Source organism: Rathayibacter sp. AY1F8 (assembly GCF_002932165.1).
Classification (GTDB): Bacteria; Actinomycetota; Actinomycetes; order Actinomycetales; family Microbacteriaceae; genus Rathayibacter.
This window is the reverse complement of record NZ_PSVB01000008.1, coordinates 101,120-125,813: the sequence shown is the minus strand read 5'-3', so window position 1 is coordinate 125,813 and position 24,694 is coordinate 101,120. Positions and strand designations below refer to the sequence as shown.

Genomic DNA, 24,694 nt, shown 5'->3' with positions numbered 1-24,694 from the left:
CTTCGCCATCGCCCAGGAGTTCGTGGCCGCCGGTCACCGGGTCGCCGTGACCGCGCGCTCGGGCTCCGGTCCGGAGGGCTCCCTCACCGTCGTCGCGGACGTGACCGACGCCGCCTCCATCGACGCCGCGTTCACGCAGGTCGAGGCCGAGCTGGGCCCGGTCGAGATCCTGGTGGCGAACGCGGGCATCACCCGCGACACCCTGCTGCTGCGCATGACGGAGGAGGACTTCACGTCCGTCGTCGACACGAACCTCACCGGGGCGTTCCGCGTCGTCAAGCGCGCATCGAAGGGGATGCTCAAGCAGCGCTTCGGCCGCGTCGTCCTCATCTCCAGCGTGGTCGGCCTCTACGGGTCGCCGGGCCAGATCAACTACTCCTCGTCGAAGGCCGCCCTCGTGGGCTTCGCCCGCTCGCTGACCCGCGAGCTCGGCGCCCGCAACATCACCGCCAATGTCGTCGCTCCCGGCTTCATCGAGACCGACATGACCGCGGAGCTCTCGCCGGAGCAGCAGGCGGAGTACCGGAAGAGCATCCCGCTCGCCCGCTACGGCACCGCTGCCGAGGTCGCGAAGGTCACGCGCTGGCTGGCCGGCGACGAGGCGGCGTACATCTCGGGTGCCGTGATCCCGGTCGACGGCGGCCTCGGGATGGGCCACTGATCGATAAGCCCTGGGCTTATATCCGGCGGATATAAGCTCTAGGCTTATGCGATGACCTCCTCCGATGTCGTCGCCGTGCTCCTGGACCTGGTGACCTCCCGCTCCCTCGTCGACCGCGCGGGTGCTCAGCGCGAGATCGAGCGGGGCTTCGCCGAGGTGGAGGCCGCGGTCCCGGCGATCCAGCCCCTGCACCCGACGGTCGGCGACGAGTTCCAGGCGATCTACCCCTCCGTCCACGCCGCGCTCCGGGCGACGCTGCAGGCGCGCCTCTCGCTCCCGGCCGGCGTCGACTGCCGCGCGGGCATCGGCCTGGGCGAGGTGCGGGTGGTCGGATCGGGGATCGCCGGGGACCTCGAGGACGGGTCCGGCTGGTGGCGCGCGCGCGAGGCCATCGATCGCGCCCACGCGCTCGAGGACGGTGCCGTGCCCACGGCCCGCGGATGGTTCGTCGCCGGGGACGCCGACGGGGACTCCGGCGAGGCGGCGGTCAACGCCTACCTCCTCTCCCGCGACGCCCTGGTCGGAGCGCTCAGCGCGCGCGATCGCCGACTCGTGCTGGGTAGCCTGCGCGGAGCGTCGCAGAAGGAGCTGGGCGAGCAGGAGTCGATCTCGCAGCCCGCCGTCTCGCAGGCGCTGCGGCGCGCGGGAGCGGGCGCCCTCCTCGCCGGCGCCCGCCTGCTGGAGGAGACGTGCTGACGGCGCTGCTGCTCGCCGTGATCGGCCTCGGCGACCTCGCGCGCACGCACCTCCGCCGCCGTGCGGCCCTCCTCGCGATCCCCGTGCTCGCCGCCGCAGCCGTGACCGCAGCGCTCCTCGTCGGAGCCCCGCCGCTCGGTGCGGCGATCGTCGTCGTCCTGGCCGGAGCCTGGCTGCTGACGACCACGACCGTCGAGAACGCGCGGCCGCCAGGGGGTCCGCGTCCGGCCGTCGCCCTCGTCGCGGCGGTCCTGGTGCTGACCGCTGTCGACCGCGCAGTCGGCGTCCCGACGGGGCCGCTCGCGCCGACCACCGTCGCGAGCACGCTCCCTCCGATCGAGCAGCTCGCTCTGGCGGTCGGAGCCGGGCTCTTCCTGCTGGAGAGCGGCAACGTGATCGTGCGGGCGGCACTGTTCCGCGAGCTCCCGCAGGCCGAGCCCGCGCCGCGTCCGCGCTGGAGCGAGCGGTTCGCGCGTCGGGAGCCGGCCGACGCCCGCCTGCCGGACCTCCAGGGCGGGCGCACGATCGGACCGCTGGAGCGGCTGCTGATCGCCGGTCTCACGCTCGCCGGAGCGATCGGCCTCGCCGGTGCCGTGCTCGCGGCCAAGGGGATCGTGCGCTTCCCCGAGATCTCCCGCGACGGCGGCAGCGGCGAGAAGGCGGAGTACTTCCTGGTGGGCTCGCTCGTCAGCTGGGCGCTGGCGCTCGGCTGTGCCGGACTCGTCGCGATCGCGGGCCGCTGACGCCCATGAGGCCGGGGGAGGCGGGCCTCAGCCGCGGAGGCCGAGGACAGGCAGCAGCTGCGACAGGTCGAGGCCGCCGACGACGAGGTCGGCGCGCTCGCGCACCAGGGGCTTGGCGTTGAAGGCGACCGCGAGGGAGGCGACCGCCATCATCTCCAGGTCGTTCGCACCGTCGCCGACGGCGATCGTGCGCTGCGGCGGGACGCCCGAGACCGCCGCCCACTCGCGGAGCGCCTCCGCCTTGGCCGCGGCGTCGATGACCGCCCCGTCGACCGCTCCGGTCAGCAGGCCGTCCCCGCAGCAGAGGCGGTTGGCCCGGACGAAGTCGAGGCCGAGCGCACCGGCGACCGGGTCGAGGACCTCGTGGAACCCTCCGGACACCACACCGACGCGGCCGCCGGCGGCGTGGACGCCGGCCACGAGCTCGGCGGCGCCGGGCGTGACGCGGACGCCCGAGCTCACACCGGGGAGCACCGACTCCGGGACCCCGGCGAGAGTGGCGACCCGCTCGCGGAGGCTCTCGCCGAAGTCGAGCTCGCCGCGCATCGCCCGCTCCGTGACGGCGGCGACGCGCTCCTCGGAGCCGGCGTGCACCGCGAGGAGCTCGATCACCTCGTCCTGGAGGAGGGTGGAGTCCGCGTCGAGGACGACGAGGAAGCGGGCAGGCGTCGCAGGACGCTCACTCATGGGCCGGTCCGATCGGTCGGGTGGGCGCGCCGGGGCGCAGAGCTCGACCCGCGGGGGTGCTACGGGTGGACGACGACGCCCTTGCCGACGACGGTGATGCCCGACTCGGTGACGGTGAACCCGCGCTCGCGATCGCGGTCGTGGTCCACGCCGACTCGAGCACCGGGCTCGACGACGACGTCCTTGTCGAGGATAGCGCGGACGACCAGCGCGTCCGGGCCGATGCGGACCTTGTCGAAGACCACCGAGTCGGTGACCGTCGCGTTCGACTCGATGACCGTCCAGGGCCCGACGACGCTGCGCTCGATGTGCGCGCCCGAGATCACGGTGCCGAGCGAGACGACCGAGTCGACCGTCGATCCCATGTTGCCCTTGCCGTCGCGGACGATCTTGGCCGGAGGGGAGTTCAGCTGCGACGAGAAGATCGGCCACTGCTGGTTGTAGAGGTTGAAGACCGGCAGCGCCGAGATGAGGTCCTGGTGGGCCTCGAAGAAGGAGTCGATGGTGCCGACGTCCCGCCAGTAGTAGCGGTCGCGGTCGGTCGAGCCGGGGACGTCGTTGAGCTTGAGGTCGTAGACGCCGGCCTCGCCGCGCGCGACGAAGTCCGGGATGATGTCGCCGCCCATGTCGTGGTCCGACGTGGAGGACTCGCCGTCGCGGATGACCGCGTCGATCAGGGCGTCCGCGTCGAAGACGTAGTTGCCCATGGAGGCGAGGACCTCGTGCGGGGAGTCGGCCAGGCCGACGGCGTCCTTGGGCTTCTCGAGGAACTCGGAGATCATCGTCGGGACGATGCCGTCGCCCGCCTCGTCACCGGCGAGCTGGATGACGCCGAACTGGTCCGCGAGCTCGATCGGCTGGCGGATGGCCGCGACGGTCGCCTTCGCACCGGACGTGATGTGCGCGTCGATCATCTGCGAGAAGTCCATGCGGTAGACGTGGTCGGCGCCGACCACGACGACGATGTCGGGCTTCTCGTCGCGGATCAGGTTGAGGCTCTGCAGGATCGCGTCGGCCGAGCCGCTGAACCAGCGCTTGCCCAGGCGCTGCTGCGCGGGGACCGAGGCGACGTAGGAGTTCAGGAGCCCGGAGAGGCGCCAGGTCTGCGAGACGTGGCGGTCGAGCGAGTGCGACTTGTACTGCGTCAGCACGACGATCTGGGTGAGACCGGAGTTGATCAGGTTGGACAGCGCGAAGTCGATCAGCCGGTACTGCCCGCCGAACGGCACCGCGGGCTTGGCCCGGTCCGCCGTGAGGGGCATGAGGCGCTTTCCCTCGCCGCCGGCGAGGACGATGCCGAAGATCTTCTTTGACTGCATGGCACCACAGTAGGGGCTCGGGCTTCCCCGTGGACCCCGGCTGTCGCCGGGGGAGCGCCCTGTACTACGGTTCGGGGGTGCGAGTCGATCTGCTGACCAAGGAATACCCGCCCGAGGTGTACGGGGGAGCCGGTGTCCACGTGGCCGAGCTCACCAAGGCGCTGCGCAGCGACCTGGAGGTCGTGGTGCGCTGCTTCGGCGCGCCGCGCGAGGAGGAGGGCACGTTCGCGTACTCCGTCCCCGCGGAGCTCGCCGAGGCGAACGGCGCGCTGCAGACCCTCGGGGTCGACCTGCAGATCGCGCAGGACGCGGCGGGGGCCGACCTGGTCCACTCCCACACCTGGTACGCCAACGCCGCGGGGCGTCTCGCCCAGCTCCTGCACGGCATCCCGCACGTGGTCTCGGCGCACAGCCTCGAGCCGCTGCGTCCGTGGAAGGCCGAGCAGCTCGGCGGCGGCTACCGCGTCTCGAGCTGGATCGAGCGGGAGGCGTACGAGAACGCCGACGCCGTGATCGCGGTGTCCGGCGGCATGCGCGAGGACATCCTCCGCTCCTACCCGGCCCTGGACCCGGCGAAGGTCCACGTGGTATACAACGGCATCGACCTCGACGCCTGGCACCCGGTCGAGGACGAGGCCGTCCTCGCCGAGCTGGGCATCGACCCCTCGCGCCCCTCCGTGGTCTTCGTCGGCCGCATCACCCGGCAGAAGGGCCTGCCCTACCTGCTCCGCGCTGCAGCGACCCTGCCTCCCGAGGTGCAGCTCGTGCTCTGCGCGGGCGCCCCCGACACCCCCGAGATCATGGCCGAGGTCACCTCCCTCGTCCGCAGCCTCCAGGAGGAGCGCACCGGCGTCGTCTGGATCGACCGGCATCTGCCGCGCCACCAGCTCTCCGCGGTCCTGACGAACGCGACCACGTTCGTCTGCCCCTCGATCTACGAGCCCCTCGGCATCGTCAACCTCGAGGCGATGGCCTGCGGTGCGGCGGTCGTCGGGACGGCGACCGGCGGCATCCCGGAGGTCGTCGACGACGGCGTGACCGGCCGTCTCGTCCCGATCGAGCAGGTCACCGACGGCACCGGCACCCCCGTGGACCCGGAGCGCTACGTCGCCGACCTGGCCGCCGTCCTCGCCGAGGTCGTCGCCGACCCGGAGACGGCGAAGCGGATGGGCGCCGCGGGCCGCGAGCGCGCGCAGAGCCACTTCAGCTGGACGCAGATCGCGCGGGACACCCGGGCGATCTACGACTCGCTCGTCTGAGCCTCCCGGCCGCCTCCTTTAGAATGGCTCCCATGCCCAGCGTTGTCTCGTTCGTCGATGTGTCCTTCGTCCGGAACGGCAAGCGGATCCTCGACCACGTGTCGTGGGACGTGGCCGAGGACGAGCGCTGGGTGATCCTCGGCCCCAACGGGGCGGGCAAGACCTCGATCCTGCAGATCGCCGCCGCGCAGAACTACCCCTCGACCGGTGCCGCGCACCTGCTCGAGGAGACCCTCGGCCGGGTCGACGTGTTCGAGCTGCGTCCGCGCATCGGCTACGCCTCGACCGCGATGGCGCGCCGCCTCCCGGCCGGCGAGAGCGTGCTCGACGTCGTGATGACCGCCGCCTACGCCGTCACCGGCCGCTGGAACGAGGGCTACGACGCGATCGACGAGCGCCGCGCCCGCCGCGTGCTGTCCGAGTGGAAGCTCGAGCACCTCGCCGAGCGCACCTTCGGGACGCTCTCGGACGGCGAGCAGAAGCGCGTCCAGATCGCCCGCGCGATCATGACCGACCCCGAGCTGCTCCTGCTCGACGAGCCGGCCGCGAGCCTCGACCTCGGCGCCCGCGAGGAGCTCGTCCAGCTGCTGGGCGGCTTCGCGAAGGACCCGGCGTCGCCCGCGATCGTGATGGTGACCCACCACGTCGAGGAGATCCCCGACGGCTTCACCCACGCCCTGCTCCTCCGCGACGGAGCGGTGGTGGCGGCGGGCCCGCTGGCCGAGTCCCTGACCGAGGCGACGCTCGCCGAGACCTTCGGGCTCGACATCGCTCTCACCCGCGAGAACGGGCGCTTCTCGGCCCGCGCCCGCGGCTGACCCCGGCTCCGGGGTCCGGGCGCGGCGCGACTTCTGCACACGCTGCCGGTCTGGTATTCTCGGTAGCTGGTTCGGGCCCGTTCGCGGTGCGCCCGCCCTCATCCACCCGTTCCCGTCGACGACAGGTGCGGTTCAGGACCATCGACGACAGGACACGACCATGAAGACCGACATCCACCCCGAGTACTCCGCGATCGTCTTCCGCGACCTCGCGTCCGGTGAGACCTTCCTCACCCGCTCGACCGCGAAGAGCAGCAAGACGATCGAGCTCGACGGCGTGACCTACCCCGTCATCGACGTCGAGATCTCCTCCGCCTCGCACCCGTTCTACACGGGCAAGCAGCGCATCATGGACTCGGCCGGCCGCGTCGAGAAGTTCAACAGCCGCTACAAGAACTTCGGCAAGTAGCACTCCTCGAAGGGCCCTCGACCTCACGGTCGGGGGCCCTTCGTCGTTCCCGCGGGGCGGTCCTCAGTAGCGGTAGAAGCCCTCTCCGGTGGCCGTTCCGAGGCGGCCGCGATCGACGTACTCCGTCTTCAGGTGGGCGGCGAACGCCTGGGAGGCCTCGTCCGGGGCCGCGGCGGCGATGTTGTAGGCGGTCCGCAGACCGACGACGTCGAAGATCTGGAAGGGTCCGAGCGGGGCGCCGGTGCCGATCCTCCAGGTCTTGTCGATGGTCTCGTGGTCGGCGTAGCCGCCCATGAGCAGACCCGACGCGGCGCTGAGGAGCGGCACCAGCAGCGAGTTCAGGACGTAGCCGGCCTTCTCCTTCTGCAGCCTGATGGGCTCGAGGCCGCTGGAGACGGCGAACTCCACGACGGCGTCGACCACGGCGGGGTCCGTGTCCGCCGTCCCCATGATCTCGGCCGTGTTCTGCGCCCAGACGTGGTTGGCGTAGTGCAGCGCGAGGAACCGGTCGGGTCGGCCGGTCGAGGCCTTCAGGTCGCTGGGGAGCAGCGTGGACGAGTTAGTCGCGAAGACCGTGCGCTCGGGAGCGAGCGCACCCAGGCGGCCGTACAGCTCCTGCTTCAGGCCCAGGTCCTCGGGGACGGCCTCGATCACGAGGTCGGCGTCGGCGACAGCCTCCGCGAGGTCGGAGGTGAGGCGGAGGGAGTCGAGCGCCTCCTGCGGTCCGCCGGCGACGCCGCCGGGCACCGACTCGTAGACGCCCGCGAGACCGCGGAGCCGCTCGCGCGCCGACTCGAGGACGTCGTCGAAGAGGTCGTAGACGGTGACGTCGAAGCCGTGGAAGGCCGACTGGAAGGCGATCTGGGAGCCGAGCACTCCGCTGCCGAGGACGGTGACCGTGCGGATCGTGGGCATGACTTCTCCTTGCGAGAGGGAAGAGGGGGAACACGTGCTCACCCGATCCCACAGCGCCGCGGTCCGCGGAGCGAGGGCTTGCGCCGACGGGCGGGCCGTGGCCGTCGGGGAGCCGGCGCGGTAGCGTCCCGGCATGGTGTCCTTCGCCGACAAGCCGATCCTGCCGTTCACGACTCCTGAAGAGTGGGACGCCTACCTCCGCGGCGAGCCCGACCCGGACGGAGTCCGGCTGAAGCTGCGGAAGAAGGCCGCCGTCGATCCGGGGATCACCTACGCCGAGGCGCTCGACATCGCGCTCTGCCACGGCTGGATCGACGGTCAGGCGGGAGCCTTCGACGAGCAGTTCAAGCTCCAGGCCTTCACCCCGCGGCGTCGCGCTAGCCCGTGGTCCAAGGTCAATCGCGATCACGTCGCACGGCTGCTGGCGGAGGGCCGGATGCTGCCGGGCGGGCGGGCCGAGGTCGAGCGGGCACGCGCCGACGGGCGCTGGGACGCGGCCTACCGGCAGCGCGATGCGGAGGTGCCGGACGACTTCCAGCGGGCGCTCGACGCGGATCCGCAGGCCCTGGCCTTCTTCGCGACCGTCGGCGGGCAGAAGCGCTTCGCGTTCCTCTTCCGCCTCTCGCAGCTGAAGCGGGCGGCGACGCGGGAGCGGCGGATCGCGGAGTACGTGGCGCTCCTGCGCGAGGGGCGCACGCTGACTTGAGGGGTCAGTGGCGGACCGGCCAGCCCCCGTCGGCGACGAAGGACTCGTCGCGGACGCGGCGCATGTACTCCTGGAAGGACTCGGCCTGGGTGCGGCACCAGTCGACCTGGAGCGCGTGCAGGGCCTCCGCGCCGACTCCGAGCTCGTCGGCGAAGGCGCGGCCCAGCGCCTGGGCGACGCGGCCCGCCGCGATCGCGTCCGCGCCCGCGTCGTGCGCCTCGGTGAGGGCGACGCCGTAGTGCTCGGCGGCGAGGGTCAGGGTGCGCTTGCCCTTGCGGTAGCGGTCCACCGCCTTGTCGATCACGAGCGGATCGACGACGGGGCTCGGGTCGAGCAGCACGGGCACGCCCCAGCGGCGCGCCTCGTGGGCGAGGAGCGAGAGGTCGTAGGGGGCGTTGTAGACGACGACCGGGATGCCGCGGGCGAGGAGCGAGCGCAGCGCCTCGGAGATCTCGGCCACGACCTCGCCGGCGGGGCGGCCGTGCGCGCGGGCGTGCTCGGTGCTGATCCCGTGGACGGCGGAGGCGCCGGCCGGGATCTCGACCCCGGGATCGGCGAGCCAGGTCGTGCCCTCGATCGGCTCGCCCGCCGCGTCGATCACGCCGACGTGCGCGGTGACGATGCGGCTCGTGCGGACGTCGATGCCGGTGGTCTCGAGGTCGAACACGGCCAGCAGGTCGAACCACCGCGCCCCCTCGGAGGGGACGAGCGCCCGCTCGGCGTCGTCGAACAGCATCGGCTCAGTCTGCGTCTCGGTCGTTCCGGTGGTGCTCACGCCGACAGCCTAAAGGGGGCCTCCGACATCGGCCGGAGGCCCCTCGGCGTGCTGCCGGGTCAGCGGGCCTCGTGCGCCTTGGCGACGTGGAGCCAGAAGAAGCCCTGCGTGCCGAGCGTCATCGTCAGCGTGCCGTCGTCCGAGAATCCGGGGAAGCGGCCGCCGCCGAACAGGTCGCTCAGCGTCGATCCGGGATTCTCCGGGTCGGTGATCGTGACCGAGACCGGGTTGTGGTTGAAGCTGAAGACGCAGAGCACCTCCTCGGGCTGGTCGCCCATCTCGGAGCCCGAGCCGGCGTAGTCCCGCACGAAGGCGAGCACCGACTCGTGGTCCGTCTCGAGGACGCGCATCGACCCGAGGCCGAACGCCGGGTGGCCGCGGCGCACGTGCAGGACGTTCCGCATCCAGTGCAGCAGGGAGCGGGACTGCGCCAGCTGCGCCTCCACGTTGACCTGGTTGTAGTGGTAGACGAGCGACTGGACGATCGGCTGCACGAGCTTGCCGGGGTCGGCGGCCGAGAAGCCGGCGTTGCGGTCGGGCGTCCACTGCATCGGCGTGCGCGACGCGTCGCGGTCGTTGAGCCAGATGTTGTCGCCCATGCCGATCTCGTCGCCGTAGTACAGGAACGGGCTGCCGGCGAGGGAGAAGAGCAGGGCGTTGATCAGCTCGAGCTCGGCACGCGAGTTGTCCAGCAGCGGCGCGAGCCTGCGGCGGATGCCGATGTTCGAGCGCATCCGCGGGTCGTAGGCGTACCAGCCGTACATGGCCTGGCGGTACTCCTCGGACACCATCTCGAGCGTGAGCTCGTCGTGGTTGCGGAGGAACACGCCCCAGGCGGCGCCGCTGGGGATGTCGAACGTCTCGGAGAGCACCTTCTTCAGCTCGTTCGCCGTCTGCGCGCGGAGGGAGTAGAAGATGCGCGGCATGACCGGGAAGTCGAACGCCATGTGGCACTCGGGCTCCTCCTCCGTGCCGAAGAACGCGGCGACCTCTCGCGGCCACTGGTTCGCCTCGGCGATCAGGATGCGGCCGGGGTAGTCGCGGTCGACCATGGTGCGGAGGTTCTTGATGAACTCGTGGGTGGGCGGCTCGCCCTCTCCGTTGCCCTCGTCGGACTCGTAGAGGTAGGGGATCGCGTCGAGCCGGATGCCGTCGACGCCGAGGTCGAGCCAGAACTTGACCACGTCGTGGATCGCCTCGTGCACGGCGGGGTTCTCGAAGTTGAGGTCCGGCTGGTGCGAGAAGAAGCGGTGGAAGTAGAACTGGCGGCGCTCGGCGTCGAAGGCCCAGTTCGAGTCCTCGGTGTCGACGAAGATGATGCGGATGTCCGGCCACTTGTCGTCGGTGTCGTTCCAGACGTAGAAGTCGCCGTAGGGGCCCTCGGGGTCGGACCGGGACTGCTGGAACCACTCGTGCTGGTCGCTGGTGTGGTTGAGCGGGAAGTCCATCACGATGCGCATGTTGCGCTCGTGGGCCTTCCGGACGAGGTCGCGGAAGTCCTCCATCGTGCCGAACTCGGGGAGGATCGCCTTGAAGTCGGAGACGTCGTAGCCGCCGTCGCGCAGAGGCGACATGTAGAACGGCGGGAGCCAGAGGGCGTCGATCCCGAGCCACTGCAGGTAGTCGAGCTTGGAGGCGAGCCCGTTGATGTCGCCGGCGCCGTCGCCGTTGGAGTCGTAGTACGACCGGATCATCACCTCGTAGAACACCGCCCGGCGGTACCACTGGGGGTCGAGGGCGAGTCCGGGGAGTTGGATCGGCGACGTGAAGCTCACGGTGCTCCTTCTGCTGCTGCCTGAGCGGATGACCGTCTCGCGAGACGGGTGGGCGGTGCGCCGTGTTGCGAGCGCGTGATCATGCTCCCGGCTCGGATCGAGGCCACGCAAGGCGTTGCGGCCAGATCTTCGACGGGCTTTCCCTACGATAAGGAACGCGATGACCACTCCCTCCCCCTACGCCTCCGATCTCGGCCGTGTCCCCGTCCGCGAGGCCGCGGTGGACGTCGCCGGATCCCGCACCGCCTACTGGACCTACGGCGCTCCGGACGCCTCGACCGTCCTCGTGCTGGTGCACGGGTTCCGCGGCGAGCACCACGGCCTCGAGCCCGTCATCGCCCGTCTGCTCGCCGGGGGAGCGGACGTGCGGGTCGTCGCTCCCGACCTGCCCGGCTTCGGCGCCTCGACCCCGATGACGCGCCTTCCGCACGACGTGGACGGCTACGCCTCCTGGCTCGGCTCCTTCCTCGACACGCTGGGGCTCCGCGGCGAGGCGGCCGTCCTCGGCCACTCCTTCGGCTCGATCGTCGCGGCCGCGGCCGTCGCCGACGGGCTGCCCGCTCCGCTCCTGGTGCTGGTCAACCCGATCGGCGCGCCCGCCCTGCAGGGTCCCCGCGGAGTCCTGACCAGGCTCGCCGTCCTCTACTACAGGCTCGGCGCGCTCCTGCCGGGGCCCCTCGGACGCCGCCTGCTCAGCGACCCGCTGATCGTGCGGGTGATGAGCCTGGCGATGGTGAAGACGAAGGAGCCGGCGCTGCGACGCTTCGTGCACGACCAGCACGACCGCTACTTCAGCGCCTTCGCCTCCCGCGACACGGTCCTCGAGGCGTTCCGCGCCTCCGTCTCGCACGACGTAGGCGAGTACGCCTCCCGGATCGGCGTGCCGACGCAGCTGATCGCCGCGGCGCAGGACGACATCACTCCGCTCCCGGCGCAGTACCGCCTGCTCGAGAGGCTGCCGCACGCCCGCCTGCACGTCATCGACGGAGTCGGCCACCTGATCCACTACGAGACGCCGGACGAGGCCGCCGCCGTGCTGCGGACGGCCCTCGAGGAGGGGATCGACCGATGAGGATCGTCGTCGACTGCCGGTACACCCGGCTCGAGCGGCACGACGGGATCAGCCGCTACACCGCGGAGCTCGTCCGCGAGCTCGCGAAGCTGCACGACGTGACCATGCTGATCAGCGACCGCCGCCAGCTCGCGATGCTCCCGTCGCTCCCGTGGGAGCGCGTGACCGGGCCGACCAGCCCGTTCGAGCCGTTCGTCGCGCTGCTGGTGAACCGGCTGCGGCCCGACGTGGTCTTCTCGCCGATGCAGACCATGGGCTCGCTCGGCCGCCGCTACCGGCTCGTCCTGACCGTGCACGACCTCATCTACTACCGCCACCGCACTCCGCCGCGCGACCTGGCCGCTCCCGTGCGCGCGCTCTGGCGGCTCTACCACCTCGCATGGTGGCCGCAGCGGAGGCTCCTTCAGCGCGCCGACGCGGTCGTCACCGTCTCGGAGACCACCCGCGACCTGATCCGCTCCCACCGCCTCACCACCCGGCCGGTGGTCGTCGTCCCGAACGCGGCGACCGAGCCCGACGAGGCGAGCGCCGCTCTGGCGGGATCGCTGCCCGACCGGTCGGCCGGGCGCTCGCTCGTCTACATGGGCTCGTTCATGCCCTACAAGAACGTCGAGACGCTCGCGCGCGCGATGCGGCTGCTGCCCGACTACGAGCTGCACCTGATGAGCCGGGCGAGCGACGAGACCGTCGAGACGCTCCGGGCCCTGGCGCCGACCGCGAAGCTGGTGTTCCACCAGGGGGCGCCGGACGCGGAGTACCGCGCGGTGCTCGCGCGGGCGACCGCTCTCGTGACGGCGAGCAGGGACGAGGGCTTCGGGATCCCGCTGGTCGAGGCGATGGCGCTCGGGACGCCGGTCGTGGTGAGCGACATCCCGATCTTCCGCGAGATCGCCCAGGACGCCGCCGTGTACGTCGAACCGTCGAGCGCGAAGGGCATCGCGGACGGCGTGCGGTCGCTCGAGGACGGCGCCGTGTGGCGGACGCACTCGGCCCGGGCGAGGGAGCGGGCCGCGGCCTTCTCCTGGCGCGACTCCGCCCGGGTGCTCTTCGGGCTCCTGCAGGACCTCGGCCGGCGCTGACGCGGTCCGGCGATCGGACCGCCTCCGGGAGGCGGGCCGTCAGGCTCCCGGGGCCGGGCTGAGCACGTCGTCGAGGTCGACGTCCGCCACGACCACGTCGCCGGAGTCGTCGACGCCGACGATGCGCAGTGCCCCGTCGACGATCGCGAAGTCGTGCCGGGAGCCGTTGCCGACCGAGACGCCGTGCACGGGGAGGTCCTCGCTGCTGAGCGCGCGGATCAGGCTGCCGATGACCGCACCGTGCGTGGCGACGACGACGGACGCGTCGGGGAAGCGCTCGGCCACCTCGAGCAGCGCGGCGGTCGCCCGCTCGACGACCTCGGCGCGGGTCTCGCAGCCGGGGATCGGCGCGCGCTCGATGCCTCCGGGGAAGCGCTCGGCGAGCTCGGGACCGGTCATCCCCTCCGCCTCGCCGTAGGCGCGCTCGGCCAGGCCCGGCACCGCCAGCGGCTCGTCGAGTCCGAGACCGCGCGCGATGATCGCTCCGGTGTCGAAGGCGCGCTGCAGCGGACTGGCGACCACCGCGTCGAAGCGCCGGTCGGCGAGCAGCCGCGCCGCCGCCCGCGCCTGGGCGCGCCCGGTCGCATTGAGCGGGATGTCGCTCCTGCCCTGGATGCGCCGGGCGGCGTTCCAGTCGGTCTGGCCGTGGCGGACGAGGGTGAGCTGGGTCACAGGGGCCTCTCGGGAGGTCGGGTGCGGAGCGGGCGGGAGCTCAGAGGGCGGCGGTGCGGCGCGCGGGCAGGCGCTCGGCGAGCTCGCGGAGCACCTCGCTGGTGCCGCCGTCGATCTTGATGCTCGCGCGCGAGTCGCCCTTGGTGGTGCCGCGGTTGACGATCACGATCGGCATCCGGGCGCGACGGGCGATCTCGAGGAAGCGGATGCCGGAGTTGACCACGAGCGACGAGCCGGCCACGAGCAGCGCGTCGGCGCCCGCGACGATGGCGCGCGCCTCCTCGAACCGCTCGGTCGGGATGAACTCGCCGAAGAAGACGATGTCCGGCTTCAGGATCCCGCCGCAGACCGTGCACTCGGGGACGGTCATCGCCGAGACGTCGTGGACCTCGGCGTCGCCGTCGGGGTTGAGGGAGGAGACGTCGGGGTCGTCGAGCCAGGGGTTGAGCGCCTCGATCCGCTCGGCCACCGCGTCGCGCGCGAAGTACTGGCCGCAGGTCATGCAGCGCACACGGTCCGCCGAGCCGTGCAGATCCACCACGCGGCGCGAGCCGGCCCGGACGTGCAGGCCGTCGACGTTCTGGGTGACGACGCCCGTGAGCAGGCCGCGCTCCTCCAGCCGGGCCAGGGCCCGGTGGCCGTCGTTGGGGAGCGTGCTGGTGAAGCGGCGCCAGCCGAGCTGGCTGCCGGCCCAGTACCGGCGGCGGTAGTCGGGGTCGGCGACGAACTGGGAGTAGGTCATCGGGCTGCGCACCGGTGCCCCGGCTCCGCGGTAGTCGGGGATGCCCGAGTCGGTGCTCATGCCCGCGCCGGTGACGGCGGCGATGCGGCGCCCGCTGAGGAGTTCGACGGCCTGCTCGACCGCGAGCGCCTCGGGGCCCTCGGCGACCGGTGTCGGACTCGACTCCATCCGCGCCTCCTTCGAGGGCCGTTCGAGCGGCCCCTGGACGAGTTTAGTCCGCGCCGTGCCCTAGATTGCCGGGATGCCGATCGTGCACATCACCGACCTCGACCACCCGCTCCTCGCCGACTACCACCGCCTCACCGACGTGGCGCTGCGGCGGGTGCTGGAGCCGGAGGGCGGTCTGTACATCGCCGAGTCGGCCAAGGTGATCGAGCGGGCGCTCGACGCCGGGCACCGTCCCCGCTCGGTCCTGGTGCAGGAGAAGCGGCTGCCGGACGCGGCCGGGGTGCTCGAGCGTCATCCCGAGGTGCCGGTCTTCGTGGCGCCGGATCCGCTGATCGAGGAGCTGACCGGGTTCCACCTCCACCGCGGAGCGCTCGCCTCGATGCACCGTCCGCCGCTGCGGCCGATGGCCGAGCTGCTGGAGGGCGCGCGCCTCGTCGTGATCCTGGAGGACCTGGTCGACCACACCAACGTCGGCGCCGTCTTCCGCGCCGCGGCCGGCATGGGCGCGGACGCGGTGCTCGTGACGCCGCGGTGCGCGGACCCCCTGTACCGGCGCAGCGTCCGGGTGAGCATGGGCACGGTCCTGCAGGTGCCGTGGACGCGCACCCCCGAGTGGGCACCGGCTCGCCGCGCTCTGGAGGAGGCCGGGTTCTCGGTCGCCGCGCTGGCGCTCGCTCCGGACGCGGTGCCGCTCGACGAGTACGCGGCGGCTCGCCCCGAGCGCGTCGCGATCGTCCTGGGCGCCGAGGGGGACGGGCTCAGCCGCGCGGCGCTGGACGCCTCGGACACCGTCGTCACCATCCCGATGCTGCACGGCGTCGACTCGCTCAACGTGGCCTCGGCGAGCGCCGTCGCACTGTGGGCGCTGACCCGCGGGCGCTGACCGCCCGGCTCCGGCGCTCGGCGGCCCCGCGGTGACCTGCTGCTGACGCTCCCGCCGCTGGATCGGGGTCGGTGCCGCGCGTCACCCGCCGCGCCCGACGACGGGGCGGCGTCCGGGACGGGTGAGAGGCCCGCCCGTACGATGACGGGGTGACCTCCCCGACCCGATCCGACGACGCCCTCGACCTGTTCGGGGAGCCCGCCGCGCCGGAGCCGCGACCGCGTCGACGGCGCGGGGCGGTCGTCGCCGGTCTCGTCGCTGCGACCGTGCTGGTCGGCGGAGGCGGTGCCTACGCGACCAACGCGGCGACCGCGGAGCTGCCGACGGCGAGCGCCGTCGCGGTGGACCCCGTCCCGAGCACCGTCGACGCGCCCGCTCCGGCCTGGCCGGCCTACGGCTCCGGCGCCGTGGCGGCCGTGGGCATCGACGGGACGGAGGAGGACGGGCTGCTCGCCCGCTACGGCTCCACCGGAACCGTGCCGACGGGGAGCATCGCCAAGGTCGTCACCGCTCTCGTCGTCCTCGCGGCGAAGCCGATCGCAGAGGGGACGGACGGGGAGACCATCACCTTCACGAGCGCGGACGTGCAGTACTACAACGACACCCTGGCCGAGAACGGCTCGAACGCTCCGGTCACCGCGGGTCTGCAGCTGACCGAGCGGGAGGCGCTGACCGCCATGATGCTCCCGTCCGCGAACAACTACGCGAAGTCCCTCGCGATCTGGGCGTACGGCTCGGAGGACGCCTTCCTCGCCGCGGCGCGCGGCTGGCTCGACGGGCAGGGGCTCGAGCGGACCTCCCTCGCCGACACCAGCGGGCTCTCGCCGGCGACGGTCAGCACGACGGCCGAGATGGTGCGCCTGGGCGAGCTGCTGATCGCCGACCCGGTGCTCGCTCCGATCGTCGCGACGCCGACCGCGGTCATCCCGGGGGTCGGCGAGGTCGACAACACCAACTCGCTCCTCGGCCGCTCGGGAGTGGACGGTATCAAGACGGGGACGACCGACGAGGCGGGCTCGTGCCTGCTGTTCTCGCTCGACGCGACCGTCGAGGGCCGGCCGGTCACCCTCGTCGGCGTGGTGGTGGGCGCGCGCACGCACCCGCAGCTCGCCGCGGACGTGCTGACCCTCGTCCCGACCGTCGAGGCGGGCTTCCGGACCGTCCCGCTGACCGTCGAGGGCCAGGACTACGGCACCCTCACGAGCGCCTGGGGGGAGACGGCGACGGCCGAGACCGCGGAGGCGCGGTCCGTGCTGGTGTGGGGTGCGGTCTCGACGACGACCACGGTCGCCCTCGATCCGCTCGAGACCGTCGCCGACGGCGAGCGCGTGGGGACCGCGACCGTCGACGTCAACGGCACCCCGTACGAGCTTCCCCTCGTCGCCGACGGGTCGATCGAGGACCCGGGCTTCGCCTGGCGCCTCGGCCACCCGGCCGAGCTGTTCGGCTGAGCGCGGGGCGAGCCGCCGCCTCCCGGGAGCGGATCAGGCCAGGGGATCCGCGGCCCGGTCGTCGATGATCCGCACGCCCGCGGTCGCGATGTCCTCGGCGACCTCCTCCGGCGTCGCGTTGCCCGGCACGACCGAGCCCGGCTCCGAGGCCGCGGGATCGGTGCTCCAGCGCTCGGCGGAGGGCCGCTTGGCGGTGATGAAGTCGCCGGAGGACTGGTGGCGGACGCGGCGCAGCACCCACGGCACGAGGTACTCCCGCGCCCACTGGATGTCCTCCGTGCGGGCGGCACGCCAGGTGCGGGCGTGCAGCGGCTCCGGGGCCAGGGGGCGCAGGTCGTTCTCGACGTTCAGCGACTCGAGGACCATGCGCGCGACCTCGTGGTGGCCGTGCGGGTTGAGGTGCAGGCGGTCCGGCGCCCACATCCGCACGTCCTGGATCTCCTGGAGGGACCACTGGTCGGCGACGATGCAGTCGTACCGCTTGGCCAGCGCCCGCAGGTTCTCGTTGTAGATCGCGACCTTCCCGCGGATCCGCCCGAACACGGGGGAGAAGCCCACATCCACTCCGGTGAAGAGGACGACGGTCGCCCCGTCGGAGCGGAGCCGGGCGAGGCCCGACTCGAAGCGGGACGCGATGTCGTCGGGATCGGTCCCCGGGCGGATGACGTCGTTCCCGCCCGCGGAGATGGTGATGAGGTCGGGGCGCAGCTCCAGGGCGGGCTCGACCTGCTCGTCGACGATCTGCTGCAGGAGGCGGCCGCGGACCGCCAGGTTGGCGTAGGCGAAGTCCTCGTTCTGGCTGCCCAGGACCTCCGCCACGCGGTCCGCCCAGCCGCGGTGCCCGCCGGGGCTGCCGGGCTCGGGATCGCCGATCCCCTCGGTGAAGGAGTCGCCCAGGGCGACGTAGCGGGACCACGGATGACGCTGCTCGACCATCCCTCCATCATGCTCCGCACCCGGCCGCCGGTGGCACGGCGCGACACGCCGTGCGCCTCCCGGCGGGCCGCGGAGACCGAGCCGCTGTCGGAGGCGTCGGCTAGATTCGGTCCACGTGAACAGTCCCTCGAGCTTCGGTCATCAGGTCGGCACCTCCGCCGCTGAGCACCTGTCCCCGTCGTTCCCGGGCAGGGCGCCGTGGGGTACCGCGAACAAGCTCCGCGCCTGGCAGGCGGAGGCGCTCGAGGCCTACTTCCAGCACGAGCCGCGCGACTTCCTGGCCGCCGCGACCCCGGGCGCGGGCAAGACCACCTTCGCGCTGCGGCTGGCCGCCGAGCTGCTGCACAACCGCACGGTCGACCGGATCACCGTGGTCGCGCCGACGGAGCACCTCAAGCGCCAGTGGGCCGAGGCCGCGCACCGCGTCGGCATCCGCCTCGACCCGACCTTCACCAACCGCATGGGCCGCCACGCCCGCCACTACCACGGCGTCGCCGTCACCTACGCGCAGGTCGCCGTCCGCGCCGAGCTCCACCGCGAGCTCACACTGTCCGGGCGCACCCTCGTCATCCTCGACGAGGTGCACCACGCCGGCGACGCGCTCAGCTGGGGCGACGCGGTGCGCGAGGCCTTCGAGCCCGCCGTCCGCCGGCTCTCGCTGACCGGGACGCCGTTCCGCTCGGACACGGCAGCGATCCCGTTCGTCAGCTACCTGCCGGACGAGGAGGGCATCCGCACCTCGCTCACCGACTACGCCTACGGCTACGGCCGCGCGCTCGCGGACGGCGTCGTCCGGCCGGTGCTGTTCATGGTCTACGCCGGGCAGATGCGCTGGAAGTCGAAGGCCGGCGACGAGATGGAGGCGCGGCTCGGCGAGGGCAACACCAAGGACATCACCTCGCAGGCCTGGCGGACCGCGCTGGACCCGAAGGGCGACTGGATCCCCTCGGTCCTCCGCGCCGCCAACACCCGCCTCACCGAGGTGCGGCGCGCCGTGCCCGACGCCGGCGGCCTGGTCATCGCGACCGACCACTACACCGCGCGCGCCTACGCCGCGATGCTCCGCGAGATCAGCGGCGAGACCGTCACCGTCGTGCTCTCCGACGAGAAGGAGGCGAGCGACCGGATCGAGGAGTTCGCGAAGGACACCAGTCGCTGGATGGTCGCGGTCCGCATGGTCTCCGAGGGCGTCGACGTGCCGAGGCTCGCCGTCGGCGTCTACGCGACATCGGCGTCGACTCCGCTGTTCTTCGCCCAGGCGATCGGCCGCTTCGTGCGCGCGCGGCGCCGCGGCGAGACCGCCTCGGTGTTCCTCCCGAACGTGCCCGGCCTGCTCGCGCTGGCGGGCTCGATGGAGCTGCAGCGCGATCACGCCCTCGACCGCAGGACCTCCGACGACGAGGAGTACCCCGAGGCCGATCTGATGGCCGACGCCGAGCGCAGCGAGAAGGCGTCCTCGGATCTCCTGGAGGAGGGCCGCTTCGAGTCGATCGGCTCGGCCGCCACCTTCGACCGCGTCGTCTACGAGGGCGCCGAGTTCGGGATGGAGGTCGAGGTCGAGAGCGAGGAGGAGCTCGACTTCATCGGACTGCCGGGGCTCCTCGAGCCCGACCAGGTGCGGGAGCTGCTCCAGCACCGGCAGCAGCGGCAGGCCAAGCGCGCCGGCAGCCGCGCGGGGGCGGCGGCCCCGGCCGAGCCGGCGAGCGAGATCCCGGCACCGCTCTACCGCACGCTCAAGGAGCAGCGCAGCCTGCTCAACTCCCTGGTCGGCCTGTGGGCACGGGGGACGGGCGAGTCGCACGGCCAGGTGCACACCGAGCTGCGCCGGCTCTGCGGCGGACCCGCGGTGGCGCAGGCGAGCGTGACCCAGCTGCAGGCGCGGATCGATCTCCTGCGGCGCAGGCTCGGCTCGCACTGATCGCGGTGCGGCGCCCCGGTCCGTGGCGACGTGGCCCTGACGACGGGGCCGATCGCTGCTCCCGCCCAGCCCGGCCGGCCCCTCCGCGTGGGCCGGACAGCCCCTCCGGCGCGTTCTAGCCGATGCACCCGGCGCGGCGCCAGCCCTCCCCAGCGGACCGGGCGCGACCGTACTGTTCGAGCGTGACCCACCGGAACGACCTGCCCGCTCACGCGCCCGCAGGACGAACCGGACGGCGGTTCCGGCCGAGGGTCGTGACCACCGGAGGAGGACCGCGCGATGAGCGCTGACCGTCAGGGGAATGCTCGAGACACGCTCGCTAAGCTGAGCAGTCGGTCCGTCGCGGAAGTGACGGACCATCACCCCCGACGTCGGGCATCCGCAGACCGCACATCGGCGTCTCCCGGACTGCCCGAGAACAATCCCCTGAGGAGTCTCGTGGAGACCTGGCCCGGAACCGCCTACCCGTTGGGCGCGACGTTCGACGGAAGCGGCACGAACTTCGCCCTGTTCAGCGAGATCGCCGATCGCGTCGAACTGTGCCTCTTCGCGGAGGACGGCACCGAGACGCGCGTCGAGATCCAGGAGTCGGACGCCTACGTCTGGCACTGCTACCTCCCGCAGGTCCAGCCGGGCCAGCGCTACGGCTTCCGCATCCACGGACCGTACGACCCCGATGCCGGCCACCGCTGCAACCCGAACAAGCTGCTGCTGGACCCCTACGCGAAGGCGATCTCGGGGGAGATCGACTGGGACCAGTCCCTCTTCTCGTACACCTTCGGCGACCCGGACTCGACGAACGACGAGGACTCGGCGCCGCACATGATGATGGGCGTCGTCATCAACCCCTTCTTCGACTGGGCCGGTGACCGCCGCCCGCGCACCTCCTACGACAGCACCGTGATCTACGAGGCGCACGTGAAGGGGCTCACCAAGACGCACCCCGACGTGCCGGAGGAGCTCCGCGGCACCTACGCCGGAGTCGCCCACCCCGCGGTGATCGACCACCTCAAGCACCTGGGCGTCTCGGCGATCGAGCTCATGCCCGTGCACCAGTTCGTGAACGACTCCACGCTGATGGACAAGGGCCTCTCGAACTACTGGGGCTACAACACGATCGGCTTCTTCGCACCGCAGAACACCTACTCCTCCACGGGCGACCAGGGCCAGCAGGTCCAGGAGTTCAAGAGCATGGTGAAGGCGCTCCACGCGGCGGGCATCGAGGTCATCCTCGACGTGGTCTACAACCACACGGCGGAGGGCAACCACCTCGGCCCCACCCTGTCGTTCCGCGGCATCGACAACGAGGCCTACTACCGCCTCGTCGACGACGACAAGCGCTACTACATGGACTACACCGGCACCGGGAACACCCTGAACGTGCGCCACCCGCACTCGCTCCAACTCATCATGGACTCGCTGCGCTACTGGGTGACGGAGATGCGCGTCGACGGCTTCCGCTTCGACCTCGCCTCGGCGCTGGCACGCGAGTTCTACGACGTCGACCGGCTCTCCACCTTCTTCGAGCTCGTCCAGCAGGACCCGGTGGTCTCGCAGGTGAAGCTGATCGCCGAGCCGTGGGACGTCGGGCCCGGCGGCTACCAGGTGGGAAACTTCCCGCCCCAGTGGACGGAGTGGAACGGCAAGTACCGCGACACGGTCCGCGACTTCTGGCGCGGCGAGCCGTCGACGCTGGGGGAGTTCGCCTCGCGCCTCACCGGCTCGGCCGACCTCTACGCGCACTCGGGCCGCTACCCGGTCGCCTCGATCAACTTCGTCACGGCGCACGACGGCTTCACCCTCCGGGACCTGGTCTCGTACAACGAGAAGCACAACGACGCCAACGGCGAGGACGGCAACGACGGCGAGTCGCACAACCGCTCCTGGAACCACGGCGTGGAGGGGCCCACGGACGACCCGCGGGTGCTCGCGCTCCGGGCGCGCCAGCAGCGGAACTTCCTCGCGACGATGCTGATCTCCCAGGGCGTTCCGATGATCCTCCACGGCGACGAGCTGGGCCGGACCCAGAACGGCAACAACAACACCTACGCCCAGGACAGCGAGCTGACCTGGATCGACTGGGCGCACGCCGACCGGCCGCTGCTCGAGTTCACCGCGGCGCTCATCCGCCTGCGCGCCGAGCACCCGACCTTCCGCCGCATGCGCTTCTTCGACGGCCGCCCCGTCCTGCGCGGCGACGGCGAGCCCCTGCCCGACATCGTCTGGTTCACCGCCGCCGGCACCGAGATGTCCCCGTCCGACTGGGACTCCGGTCTCGGCCGATCGGTGGGCATCTACCTCAACGGCAACGGGATCCGCGAGCGCGACCAGCGCGGGCGCCCCGTCACCGACGACAGCTTCCTCCTGTACTTCAACGCCGACGACGTCGACGTCGAGTTCGCGATCCCGAGCGACGAGTACGCGCTCGAGTGGAGCGTCCTCGTCGACACCGCCGGCGCCGAGGCGGACTCGATCCCGCGTCCGGCGGGGGCGATGCTCACCGTCCAGGCGAAGTCTCTCGTCATCCTCCAGGAGCACAGCACCCCCGAGCCCGAGGTCGACCACTCGGTCGCCGCCTCGCTCGCGTCCCTGGCCGCCACCTCGGCCATCCCGATCGTCTCCTCGACGGGACCCACCAGCCCCCACGCCGAGTCGACCGACTCCGCGACCGCACCCTCGACAGGAGCCTGACGTGCGTCTGCCCGCCTCCACCTACCGCCTCCAGATCCGGTCGGCGTTCGACCTCGACGACGCCGCCCGCGTCGCCGACTACGTGCGCGCGCTCGGAGCGGACTGGCTGTACTTCTCGCCGCTGCTGAAGGCCGAGCCCGGCTCGGACCACGGCTACGACGTGGTGGACCACACCGAGGTCGATCCCGACCGCGGTGGCGCGGCCGGCCTGGCGAACGCCTCGGCCGCGGCGCGGGCGGAGGGCCTCGGCGTCCTCATCGACATCGTCCCCAACCACATGGGCGTCGCGACCCCGAGCGAGAACTCGTGGTGGTGGGACCTGCTGAGGAACGGGAAGTCCTCCCGCTACGCCACCGCCTTCGACATCGACTGGGAGGCGGGGGGCGGGAAGCTGCGCGTGCCGATCCTCGGCGACGGTGCGAGCGAGGGCGACAGCGACAGCGAGCTCGACGCGCTCGAGGTCGTCGGCGACGAGCTGCACTACTACGAGAACCGCCTGCCGATCGCGCCCGGCACCGCCGAGCGCGGCGACTCCGGCCGCACGGTGCACGAGCGCCAGAGCTACGAGCTCGTGAACTGGCGCCGCGCCGACGCCGAGCTGAACTACCGCCGCTTCTTCGCGGTGAACACCCTCGCCGCCATCACGGTCGAGCGGCCCGAGGTGTTCGACGCCTCGCACGCCGAGATCGTCCGCTGGTTCACCGAGGGGCTCGCTGACGGCCTGCGCGTCGACCACCCGGACGGCCTGGCCGACCCGGGCGGATACCTCGACGACCTGGCCCACGCGATCGGCGGCGCGCCGGTCTGGGTCGAGAAGATCCTCGAGGGCGACGAGGAGCTCCCGCCGCACTGGGCGACCGTCGGCACCACGGGCTACGACGCCCTGGCCGACGTCGACCGCATCCTGGTCGACCCCGACGCCCGCCCCGTGCTGGAGGGCCTCGACGCCGAGCTCACGGGGAAGGGCGCCCCGCTGCAGTGGGCCGACCTCATCCACGACACCAAGCGCGGCATCGCCGACGGCATCCTCCGCTCCGAGGTCCTGCGGCTGGCCCGCCTGATCCCCGGCATCGAGGGAGCGGACGACGCGCTGGCGGAGCTCCTGGCGACCTACCCGGTCTACCGCAGCTACCTCCCCTACGGAGCGGAGCACCTCGAGCACGCCCGCGTCGACGCCGTGCGCCGCCGCCCAGAGATCCGCGCGACCATCGACGAGGTCGCCGCGGCGCTCGGCGAGACCGGCACGCCGGTGTCCGTGCGCTTCCAGCAGACCTCCGGCATGGTGATGGCGAAGGGCGTCGAGGACACGGCGTTCTACCGCTTCAGCCGCCTCACCTCGCTGAACGAGGTCGGAGCGGACCCGGACGAGTTCGCGATCGACCTGGTCGAGTTCCACCGCCGCCAGGCCGTGCGCCAGGCCTCGTTCCCCGCCTCGCTCACGACGCTCTCGACCCACGACACGAAGCGCGGCGAGGACACCCGTGCCCGCATCACCGCACTGGCCGAGGACCCGGAGGCGTGGGCGGCGACGCTCCGCGAGCTCCACGCCCTCGTCGGCTTCGGCGACGGCCCGATCGAGCACCTGCTCTGGGAGGCCGTCGTGGGGACCTGGCCCGCGAGCCGCGAGCGCCTGCACGCCTACGCCGAGAAGGCGTCGCGCGAGGCCGACGACTCGACGCACTGGACCGCTCCTGACGAGCAGTTCGAGAAGCGGATGCACGCGGCGATCGACGCGGCGTTCGACGAGCCCGCCGTCCGCCGGCTGGTCGAGCAGACCGTCGAGCGGGTGTCGGCCGCCGGCTGGTCGAACGGCCTCGCCGCGAAGCTCGTGCAGATCACCGCCCCGGGCATCCCGGACGTCTACCAGGGCAGCGAGCTCTGGGAGACCTCCCTCGTCGACCCGGACAACCGCCGCGAGGTCGACTTCGGGCAGCGTCGAGCGCTGCTGGAGCGGATCGACGGCGGCTGGAAGCCCGCGATCGACGCCGAGGGAGCCGCGAAGCTCCTCGTCACCTCACGCGCCCTCCGGCTCCGCCGCGACCGCCCCGAGCTGTTCACCCGCTACGCCGCCGTCCCCGCGATCGGGCCCGCCGCCGAGCACGCGATCGCCTTCGACCGCGGCGGCGCGCTGACCGTCGCGACCCGGCTCCCCGAGGGCCTCGCCGCTTCGGGCGGGTGGAACGGCACGGTCGTGGTCCTGCCCGGGCACCCGATGGAGGACGTCCTCACCGGCCGCACCTTCGCGGGAGGAGTGACTCCGGTCGCCGAGATCCTCGCCGACTACCCCGTGGCACTGATCGCCCCGGTCTCCTGACCGGT

The 24,694-nt window shown here is 72.2% G+C and carries 22 protein-coding genes; 14 read left to right on the top strand and 8 right to left on the bottom strand.

Translation table 11 applies throughout. From position 1 onward, the window contains the following. The 3 genes from fabG to C5C35_RS08440 form a co-directional block, all read left to right on the top strand. Positions 1–661, top strand: a 661-nt coding sequence (fabG, locus tag C5C35_RS08450) for a 3-oxoacyl-ACP reductase FabG (RefSeq protein ID WP_104262942.1), incomplete at its 5' end; no start/stop codon positions are given. A 51-nt stretch (positions 662–712) separates the two neighbouring features. After that, on the top strand, positions 713–1,357 hold the full coding sequence (locus tag C5C35_RS08445) for a SatD family protein (protein WP_104221954.1): 645 nt from the start codon (positions 713–715) through the stop codon (positions 1,355–1,357). After that, entirely contained in the window at positions 1,351–2,100 is a 750-nt protein-coding gene (locus C5C35_RS08440; protein ID WP_104262941.1) for a hypothetical protein, read from the top strand. The genes C5C35_RS08445 and C5C35_RS08440 overlap by 7 nt, the downstream gene beginning before the upstream one ends. 27 nt (positions 2,101–2,127) lie before the next feature. Here the strand turns inward: C5C35_RS08440 and serB are convergent, their stop codons facing one another. Both serB and C5C35_RS08430 read right to left on the bottom strand, forming a co-directional pair. Next, on the bottom strand, positions 2,128–2,787 hold the full coding sequence (gene serB / locus C5C35_RS08435) for a phosphoserine phosphatase SerB (RefSeq protein WP_104262940.1): 660 nt from the start codon (positions 2,785–2,787) through the stop codon (positions 2,128–2,130). Between the two features lie 59 nt (positions 2,788–2,846). Beyond that, positions 2,847–4,106 carry a glucose-1-phosphate adenylyltransferase gene (locus C5C35_RS08430; protein WP_104221960.1) on the bottom strand — a complete coding sequence of 420 codons (1,260 nt, stop codon included), beginning with the start codon at positions 4,104–4,106 and terminating at the stop codon, positions 2,847–2,849. A gap of 77 nt (positions 4,107–4,183) precedes the next feature. On the opposite strand from C5C35_RS08430, the gene glgA reads away from it, so the two are divergent. The 3 genes from glgA to C5C35_RS08415 all read left to right on the top strand — a co-directional run bounded on the left by glgA (position 4,184) and on the right by C5C35_RS08415 (position 6,592). After that, a complete protein-coding gene (glgA, locus tag C5C35_RS08425; RefSeq protein ID WP_104221962.1) occupies positions 4,184–5,365 on the top strand; it encodes a glycogen synthase in 1,182 nt (393 codons plus the stop codon). 32 nt (positions 5,366–5,397) lie between these two features. Then, positions 5,398–6,183, top strand: coding sequence for an ABC transporter ATP-binding protein (locus tag C5C35_RS08420; RefSeq protein ID WP_104221964.1), 786 nt, complete (start codon positions 5,398–5,400; stop codon positions 6,181–6,183). A 160-nt stretch (positions 6,184–6,343) separates the two neighbouring features. Next, entirely contained in the window at positions 6,344–6,592 is a 249-nt protein-coding gene (locus C5C35_RS08415) for a type B 50S ribosomal protein L31 (protein ID WP_068253003.1), read from the top strand. Positions 6,593–6,655: 63 nt separating this feature from the next. Here the strand turns inward: C5C35_RS08415 and C5C35_RS08410 are convergent, their stop codons facing one another. After that, on the bottom strand, positions 6,656–7,507 hold the full coding sequence (locus C5C35_RS08410; RefSeq protein WP_104246809.1) for a 3-hydroxyacyl-CoA dehydrogenase: 852 nt from the start codon (positions 7,505–7,507) through the stop codon (positions 6,656–6,658). 133 nt (positions 7,508–7,640) lie between these two features. Between C5C35_RS08410 and C5C35_RS08405 the strand changes: the two genes are divergently transcribed. Continuing rightward, entirely contained in the window at positions 7,641–8,213 is a 573-nt protein-coding gene (locus tag C5C35_RS08405) for a YdeI family protein (protein ID WP_104262939.1), read from the top strand. 4 nt (positions 8,214–8,217) lie between these two features. Here C5C35_RS08405 and C5C35_RS08400 read toward each other — a convergent pair whose 3' ends face one another. Both C5C35_RS08400 and treS read right to left on the bottom strand, forming a co-directional pair. Continuing rightward, positions 8,218–8,949: a 3'-5' exonuclease gene (locus C5C35_RS08400; protein WP_104262946.1), complete on the bottom strand. Its 732-nt coding sequence runs from the start codon at positions 8,947–8,949 to the stop codon at positions 8,218–8,220. A 98-nt stretch (positions 8,950–9,047) separates the two neighbouring features. Next, on the bottom strand, positions 9,048–10,763 hold the full coding sequence (gene treS, locus C5C35_RS08395; protein ID WP_104221970.1) for a maltose alpha-D-glucosyltransferase: 1,716 nt from the start codon (positions 10,761–10,763) through the stop codon (positions 9,048–9,050). Positions 10,764–10,923: 160 nt separating this feature from the next. On the opposite strand from treS, the gene C5C35_RS08390 reads away from it, so the two are divergent. Next, the gene (locus C5C35_RS08390; protein WP_104246810.1) at positions 10,924–11,835 is read left to right on the top strand and encodes an alpha/beta fold hydrolase; all 912 of its coding nucleotides are present in this window, start codon (positions 10,924–10,926) and stop codon (positions 11,833–11,835) included. Beyond that, positions 11,832–12,914 (top strand): glycosyltransferase family 1 protein, encoded by a 1,083-nt coding sequence (locus C5C35_RS08385; protein ID WP_104262938.1) that lies wholly within the window; start codon positions 11,832–11,834, stop codon positions 12,912–12,914. The genes C5C35_RS08390 and C5C35_RS08385 overlap by 4 nt, the downstream gene beginning before the upstream one ends. Before the next feature lie 39 nt (positions 12,915–12,953). Here the strand turns inward: C5C35_RS08385 and C5C35_RS08380 are convergent, their stop codons facing one another. Both C5C35_RS08380 and C5C35_RS08375 read right to left on the bottom strand, forming a co-directional pair. Continuing rightward, positions 12,954–13,586: a histidine phosphatase family protein gene (locus C5C35_RS08380; RefSeq protein WP_104232621.1), complete on the bottom strand. Its 633-nt coding sequence runs from the start codon at positions 13,584–13,586 to the stop codon at positions 12,954–12,956. Between the two features lie 40 nt (positions 13,587–13,626). After that, entirely contained in the window at positions 13,627–14,496 is an 870-nt protein-coding gene (locus tag C5C35_RS08375; protein WP_104250355.1) for a Sir2 family NAD-dependent protein deacetylase, read from the bottom strand. Positions 14,497–14,569: 73 nt separating this feature from the next. Here C5C35_RS08375 and C5C35_RS08370 point away from each other — a divergent pair, with 73 nt between their 5' ends. Next, entirely contained in the window at positions 14,570–15,379 is an 810-nt protein-coding gene (locus C5C35_RS08370) for an RNA methyltransferase (RefSeq protein WP_104232619.1), read from the top strand. A gap of 149 nt (positions 15,380–15,528) precedes the next feature. Then, positions 15,529–16,830: a D-alanyl-D-alanine carboxypeptidase family protein gene (locus C5C35_RS08365; RefSeq protein ID WP_104262937.1), complete on the top strand. Its 1,302-nt coding sequence runs from the start codon at positions 15,529–15,531 to the stop codon at positions 16,828–16,830. A gap of 33 nt (positions 16,831–16,863) precedes the next feature. Here the strand turns inward: C5C35_RS08365 and C5C35_RS08360 are convergent, their stop codons facing one another. Beyond that, a complete protein-coding gene (locus tag C5C35_RS08360) occupies positions 16,864–17,766 on the bottom strand; it encodes an SGNH/GDSL hydrolase family protein (protein WP_104262936.1) in 903 nt (300 codons plus the stop codon). Between the two features lie 115 nt (positions 17,767–17,881). Between C5C35_RS08360 and C5C35_RS08355 the strand changes: the two genes are divergently transcribed. From C5C35_RS08355 to treY, 3 genes are all read left to right on the top strand, one after another. Continuing rightward, on the top strand, positions 17,882–19,684 hold the full coding sequence (locus tag C5C35_RS08355) for a DEAD/DEAH box helicase (RefSeq protein WP_104254993.1): 1,803 nt from the start codon (positions 17,882–17,884) through the stop codon (positions 19,682–19,684). A 438-nt stretch (positions 19,685–20,122) separates the two neighbouring features. Next, on the top strand, positions 20,123–22,375 hold the full coding sequence (glgX, locus tag C5C35_RS08350) for a glycogen debranching protein GlgX (RefSeq protein WP_104262935.1): 2,253 nt from the start codon (positions 20,123–20,125) through the stop codon (positions 22,373–22,375). Between the two features lies 1 nt (position 22,376). Continuing rightward, positions 22,377–24,689 carry a malto-oligosyltrehalose synthase gene (gene treY / locus C5C35_RS08345; protein WP_104262934.1) on the top strand — a complete coding sequence of 771 codons (2,313 nt, stop codon included), beginning with the start codon at positions 22,377–22,379 and terminating at the stop codon, positions 24,687–24,689. Positions 24,690–24,694 lie beyond the last annotated feature (5 nt).